The following is a 5,361-nucleotide window of genomic DNA, read 5'->3' as shown; positions in this document are numbered from 1 at the left end:
TATATTCTTGGCAGAATATACGCACGAATATATCCGCTTGACAGAAGTGCTACCACTATACTATAATATGTGTAGTGGATATATTGCAAGTTCCCTAAAGTGTTACCACTTTAGAACTTGTGAGGGTGGCAAGCCCCCCTTCAATCCCCCTTTTTAGAGAGCCGAAAGGCTCATAATGTACGATGGCAGCACCGAAGAAAGAGAGGTAAACGCATGAAAAAAGAAATGGATAAAATTCAGTTTGAGTACAGATACGAGGTGCAGGAGCTGATGAAAGTAATTGATAAGTACGTGAAACAGAATCCGTCAGAAAAAGAAAATAAGACACTGGAGCGTTTCTTTGACCTGCTTGATGTCATGGATATGGAGTGGTAAAGGGATGAGCCAATCGAAACAGAAAGGAGATATAAGCCATGGCAGTAAAATTTGAATTTTATTTGAGTGATGAAGATACCGAAAGATTGTTTGCAGTGAAAGAGGATAAAGGTAAGGAGGAACTGACCGGGAATGACTATGCACGAGAATTGTTGGAAAGAGAACTATATCGGCTGCATCCGAACCGAGTAAAGTATGATGATGAGACAGGAGAAAGAATCGAGTAATGGCAAACAAGAGTAGACCAAAGCAGTTATCCTTCCGGGTAAACGAGGAAGAATACCAGAAGTTGCAGGAGAGGGTGCAGGAGAGCGGGAAGAACCAGCAGGAATATATCCTTTCCTGCGTGCTGGATAAAAAAATCGTCAATACGGACGGAATCAAGGAACTTATCCCGGAGCTGAAGCGGATCGGGAACAACCTCAACCAGATAGCAAAGCGGTGTAATGAGGGCGGAGTGCTGCCAAGTGAATCCGAGGTGCGGGAACAAGGGGAGGAGCTGAAGCAAGTATGGCAGTTATTAAGGCGGTATCTTCAAAGGCAGGCATAGGACAGGCGATTGACTATGTGACGAAAGAAGAAAAGACAGAGGAGAAGCTTGTCAGCGGTCTGCATTGTGAAGCAGAGACGGCAAAGGAGGAAATGCAGGCTACCAAGGAACTATGGGAGAAAACTGGGGGAAGGACATACAAGCACTTTGTCCAGAGCTACCATAAAGATGAGAAAATCACGCCGGAGCAGGCACACAGGAACGCCTTACAGCTTGCAGAGAATACGCCGGCATGGAAAGGGTTTGAGGTGCTTGTGGCTACCCATAAGGACAAAGACCATATCCATACGCACTTTATCGTCAATTCTGTCAATTTTGAGGACGGGCACAAGCTCCAGTGGAGCAGTGCTGATCTTCGGGAACTGAAGGAGCGGTGCAACGCCCAGAGCCAAGATCAGGGGCTGCACATCCCAGAAAAGGGAAAGACCTTTGAAGGAGCGGAGCGTGAGGAAACAGTGGCATGGAAAAAAGAGACGTACCAGATTCTGAAGCAGGCGGAGCAGGGGAAAGTGAAAAGCTATGTCCAGGACATTGCCCTGGCAGTCCTGGACTGTAAGGAAACAGCGACCAGCCGGGAAACCTTTATCCGGCTGATGAATGAAAGAGGGTACGGAGTGGACTGGCAGGACAGCCACAAGTACATCACATATACCGACTTAGCCAGAGAGCAGGCGGGGGAAAAGGCTTGCAAAATTCGTAATAATAAGCTGGAAAAATACTACAACATGGGTTTTGGGAAGGAGGAACTGGAGCATGAGTTTGAGAGAAATGCACGAACAGCAGAAGTCAGAGCAGGCAAGTCCGAGAGAACAGCTCCAAGAACTGAACCGTCAGAGCCGGACAGAGCTGGAGAACAGCCTGCTGAAGGAAGCTTTAGCTTTGTCGAGCGAGAGCTGCGAGGAATTGATGAAGCAGTCAAATCAAGGACAAGCAAGGGCAGAGCAGAACAGGCAGAGAGACGCAGAACTGAGCAGGCAGCTCATCAGCGAGCTGAAGAAGAACGTCGAGCAGTTAGAGAACAGCAACGAACTGCTTCAGAACGCCATATCAGCCGAAATTGGGAGCCTGAGAGATGAGGTTAGAGAAAGTACCGTCCAAGAGGTTAGAAAGGCATTACAGGCGAATATAGAGGCTGTACAGAGGGCAACAAAAGCCCTTGAGAAGCAGTCTGATACACTTACAAGCGTAATGAAGCAGAAAGTTCGGGAGCTGGAGGAAAGCAAAAACGGCTTTTTCAGATATGAGGGCTTGAAGCTATACCTGTTTTGGGCAGGGATGGGCTGTAATATCGTGACACTGATATTGCTGATTTATTATCTATTTTTGGCTTAGTAAATGAATAATCAGGAAGCCGTAACGGCTTCTTGATTTAGTATATAAAAAAAGGTAAAAAAATGTATTGATAAGATTGGCGGTCAAGGCGACAGGGAGTAGGGGATAAAAGTTGACACCAAAAAGGTACTCATTTATACTTGACGAAAAAAAGGTAAAAAAATGTATTGATAAGATTAGCGGTCAAGGCGACAGGGAGTAGGGGGAAGAGACTATGTCAAAATATCAGAGACGCAGAGACAAAAGAAGATATGAGTGGAAGTCTGCTTACCGGGGGAAAGAAGCCCTTATGCTGGAGAGGGGATACCTGGAGGTAAGCCCTTATGGTTTCTATCGGGAGCTGTTTCCTGCTGGCAGTCTCCAGCAGGAGCCGGAGGACGGAAAAGGAAATATCATAGCAACGCAGATTAGACCGTCTGGGAAAGGCAGAACTCGGCAGTGGGTGATTGATGACAGTTTGAAAATGCTGGATAAGGTCATAGGGGACAGGTTTGGGCTGATACCACCCATCAGTTTTTACGGAAAGACACATACGAAGGAGAATGCCCATGAGCTGTTTGCGATGGTGATAGATGTGGACTATGTAGGGAAACAGCAGCTGAAGAACCTGCTGAAGCAGTTCGGGAATGGTGTGCAGCTCCGTCCGACCTATCTTGTTAGTTCCGGAAAAGGTGTACATCTTTACTATTTTTTGCAGGAGCCGGTTCAGCTGTATCGAAACCGGGAAAAGGTGCTTGCGGAGCTGAAAGAAGCCTTTATCCGGCGGTTATGGAATGATACCAGCTCCATCCGTCCGGACAGCCCGGATATAACCGGAATCTATCAGGGGTTTCGGTGTGTGGGCAGTCAGTCGAAGCTGGGAGCAGACTTTCCTGTAAAAGCCTATAAGCTGTCTGAGAACCGTTACACGCTGGAGGATATAAAAGCCAGCATACCCAGCTGTAAGGTTGACCTTGCCCCTCTGTATGAGAAGCCGAGGAGGAAAAGCACCGTCACGCTGGAAGAAGCAAAGGAGCTGTATCCGGAGTGGTATGAAAAGAGGATTGTGCAGGGAGAGCCGAAGCAGAAAAGTAAGAAGCAGGGCGGTACCTGGGTATGTAACGAAGCATTGTATGAGTGGTGGAAACGGAAGATAACCGAGGAAGTGAAAGCCGGAGGGCGGTATTTTTCCATTATGGCGTTATGTTCTTATGGATTGAAGTGTGGTATATCCGAGCAGAAGATAAGGCGTGACGCCTATGCGTTCCTGGAGCATTTAGAGAGTCTCACTGAGGACGAGGACAACCATTTTAGCCGGGCAGATGTGAAAGACGCTCTCCGGGCATTGAAAGGGGACAGAAAAAGGCTGTCAACGATAGCAAGCCGGGAATGGATAGAGGATAACACCAAGGTTACGATACCAGCCAATAAGCGGAATTATAGAAAGCAGGAAGTGCATCTTGCAAGAGCAAGAGCTGTACAGGATATAGATTATCCAAATCATGAGTGGGCTGGCAGACCTAATGCGGAGCAGACGGTCAGAGAATGGCAGGAGAGCCACCCGGCAGGAAAAAAAGCGGACTGTATCCGGGAGACAGGGTTGAGCAAGCCAACCGTTTACAAGTGGTGGAAATAAATGGAAAATTGTGCTATAATAATAAAAAAATATTTTTAGGGAGGAAATTATTATGAAAACGGTAAAATTATTATTTTTTTCTGTAGTATTCACATTGACATTTTGCTTTGCAGCCTTTGCGAGTGAAAAGAAAATACCAGCAACAGAAAATTTTACTAATGATGTTGTGTATGACAATCCAAGAAATTTAGAAAATGCAGATGCAAATAATTTAGCTGCTTTTCTTCCTCAAATAGAAAAATTTCAAGTGAAAAGTGTAAGAGTGTATCCGGTATATCAGAAGCCAGGAGATACTGAAGATTATTATGATTCGAATATATATGTAAAACATAATATTTCCGGAAATGATTGGGGGCAAAATAACTTTTTAGAGGTGTCGCCGGAAACCACAGAAAGACTTCTTCATAGCTTTGATGAACAAGGATATCAGGTTGTAAAATGGAGAATGGAAATGGATTGTTATAATACATATAAACATCCATTGAGATATCAATTCAAGTCATTAGATGGTGGAGTAACTGCTTCAGGAGGAGCTTATAGTGGAATGACCCGTACATTTGATTTAGTATTTCCAGTTCAAAATACAACCCAAAAATATGGAAATGGGTATAAGGGGACATTTACTTATACATCCGTAACAGGAAATGTTGTATCTTTAGAAGCAGGAGGTTATGTTTATTTAAATTCTTCAAGTTCAGATGCTCAATAGGTAAGGAGATATTATGAAAGTTAGTTTAAATAATTCTTTATGCTTTCAGATGAATAATCGTCGAATTGGAAAAGTAAATGAACCTGGAGTAAATGGACTTTTTTCAAATTCTATTGCATTGGAGGCAGAAAAAGTAAAAGGTGATCAATATATAGGACACAGTGTATCTCAACCACCAAAATTGGAAGATGATGATTATGATTACCTTGCTTCCAAATGGGATCCGACTCATATGTCAAGGGATGAATATAAGGAATTTGTAAGCTATCTTCGTGATAAAGGAATTATATCGGATGAAGAAAAGAGATATCTTGATGGTGAAAGAATAGCAACATCTGGACAAAGTTGGGTGTCATTCGATTATCCTACCCCAGTTGAGTATGGTGATGAAAATGTGCTGGAGTATATGCGATATGAAGCTTCACTTGTTTATGAACATAGAACGACATACACAGAATGGGGAAAGAATTTGAGCAAGAAAATAGTTTCTATTCTGGAAAAAATGGAAAGAAGAAGATAGAATCTGGCAACAAATAGCCAGATTGGGTGCGACAACGCTGAATATTATACCATAGGGGCAGAAATGCCACAATAAGCCGTTTTCCCTTGTTTACTGGGAGAGTCATAAGAAAAAGAGTGTCAAGGGCGGTCATAGACCGCAGTGTTTACCCTTGATACTCTTTTTTGTTGGCTATCATGCCGGAGAGGGAAACGGCTGCCCGTCCGTTCCGTTACTTCCCCTGTGCTGTATTGTCCGTTCCGGAGGAAGAAAGTAAAGGG

General features: G+C 44.2%; 7 protein-coding genes. All 7 read left to right on the top strand.

Annotation, left to right across the window (positions count from 1 at the left end; genetic code table 11):
* Positions 1–213: 213 nt before the first annotated feature.
* The 7 genes from DW677_RS18470 (at position 214) to DW677_RS17385 (ending at position 5,101) form a co-directional block, all read left to right on the top strand.
* Positions 214–375 (top strand): hypothetical protein, encoded by a 162-nt coding sequence (locus tag DW677_RS18470; RefSeq protein ID WP_181968394.1) that lies wholly within the window; start codon positions 214–216, stop codon positions 373–375.
* Positions 376–413: 38 nt separating this feature from the next.
* Positions 414–602 (top strand): hypothetical protein, encoded by a 189-nt coding sequence (locus DW677_RS17415; RefSeq protein ID WP_117567903.1) that lies wholly within the window; start codon positions 414–416, stop codon positions 600–602.
* Positions 602–925 (top strand): plasmid mobilization relaxosome protein MobC, encoded by a 324-nt coding sequence (mobC, locus tag DW677_RS17410; protein WP_117567902.1) that lies wholly within the window; start codon positions 602–604, stop codon positions 923–925. The genes DW677_RS17415 and mobC overlap by 1 nt, the downstream gene beginning before the upstream one ends.
* Entirely contained in the window at positions 886–2,001 is a 1,116-nt protein-coding gene (locus DW677_RS17405) for a relaxase/mobilization nuclease domain-containing protein (RefSeq protein ID WP_117567901.1), read from the top strand. Before mobC ends, DW677_RS17405 begins: the two co-directional genes overlap by 40 nt.
* A 470-nt stretch (positions 2,002–2,471) precedes the next feature.
* Entirely contained in the window at positions 2,472–3,872 is a 1,401-nt protein-coding gene (locus DW677_RS17395; RefSeq protein ID WP_117553274.1) for a repa, read from the top strand.
* 52 nt (positions 3,873–3,924) lie between these two features.
* Positions 3,925–4,581, top strand: coding sequence for a hypothetical protein (locus tag DW677_RS17390; RefSeq protein WP_117567900.1), 657 nt, complete (start codon positions 3,925–3,927; stop codon positions 4,579–4,581).
* Positions 4,582–4,594: 13 nt separating this feature from the next.
* Complete coding sequence (locus tag DW677_RS17385; protein ID WP_117567899.1) at positions 4,595–5,101, top strand: hypothetical protein; 507 nt, start codon at positions 4,595–4,597, stop codon at positions 5,099–5,101.
* Positions 5,102–5,361 lie beyond the last annotated feature (260 nt).

Source organism: Clostridium sp. AM25-23AC, from assembly GCF_003435125.1.
GTDB lineage: Bacteria > Bacillota > Clostridia > Lachnospirales > Lachnospiraceae > Pilosibacter > Pilosibacter fragilis.
Note: the sequence above shows the minus strand (reverse complement) of the source record. Positions and strands in the feature narration are given on the sequence as shown.

Coding starts and splice junctions, on each gene's coding strand:
- DW677_RS17415 (WP_117567903.1), top strand. CDS start 414: ATGGCAGTAAAATTTGAATTTTATTTGAGTGATGAAGATACCGAAAGA.
- DW677_RS18470 (WP_181968394.1), top strand. CDS start 214: ATGAAAAAAGAAATGGATAAAATTCAGTTTGAGTACAGATACGAGGTG.
- DW677_RS17385 (WP_117567899.1), top strand. CDS start 4,595: ATGAAAGTTAGTTTAAATAATTCTTTATGCTTTCAGATGAATAATCGT.
- DW677_RS17405 (WP_117567901.1), top strand. CDS start 886: ATGGCAGTTATTAAGGCGGTATCTTCAAAGGCAGGCATAGGACAGGCG.
- DW677_RS17390 (WP_117567900.1), top strand. CDS start 3,925: ATGAAAACGGTAAAATTATTATTTTTTTCTGTAGTATTCACATTGACA.
- mobC (WP_117567902.1), top strand. CDS start 602: ATGGCAAACAAGAGTAGACCAAAGCAGTTATCCTTCCGGGTAAACGAG.
- DW677_RS17395 (WP_117553274.1), top strand. CDS start 2,472: ATGTCAAAATATCAGAGACGCAGAGACAAAAGAAGATATGAGTGGAAG.